This window comes from Acidimangrovimonas sediminis (genome assembly GCF_002871005.1).
Taxonomy (GTDB): domain Bacteria; phylum Pseudomonadota; class Alphaproteobacteria; order Rhodobacterales; family Rhodobacteraceae; genus Acidimangrovimonas; species Acidimangrovimonas sediminis.
Window position 1 is genome coordinate 1 of record NZ_PHSN01000058.1, and the last position, 537, is coordinate 537.

General features: G+C 55.9%; 1 rRNA gene. It reads left to right on the plus strand.

The features are described from left to right. Positions 1–468, plus strand: a 23S ribosomal RNA gene (locus tag CVV76_RS24185); the annotation flags it as partial. Positions 469–537: the final 69 nt, after the last annotated feature.

Consider the following 537-nt stretch of genomic DNA (forward strand, 5'->3'; position numbering starts at 1 on the left):
CGCTCAACGGATAAAAGGTACGCCGGGGATAACAGGCTGATGATGCCCAAGAGTCCATATCGACGGCATCGTTTGGCACCTCGATGTCGGCTCATCTCATCCTGGGGCTGGAGCAGGTCCCAAGGGTACGGCTGTTCGCCGTTTAAAGAGGTACGTGAGCTGGGTTTAGAACGTCGTGAGACAGTTCGGTCCCTATCTGCCGTGGGTGTAGGAGACTTGAGAAGAGTTGCCCCTAGTACGAGAGGACCGGGGTGAACGCTCCACTGGTGGACCAGTTGTCGTGCCAACGGCAGTGCTGGGTAGCTATGAGCGGACAGGATAACCGCTGAAGGCATCTAAGCGGGAAGCCCCCTTCAAAACAAGGTCTCCCTTGAGGGCCGTGGAAGACCACCACGTCGATAGGCCGGAGGTGTAAGCGCAGCAATGCGTTCAGCTGACCGGTACTAATTGCCCGATAGGCTTGATTTGATCCAGTAACAGCAAGATCCGACCCAAACGGGCACGATCTGACGGATCAGAAAGCAGTACAAACAAGTG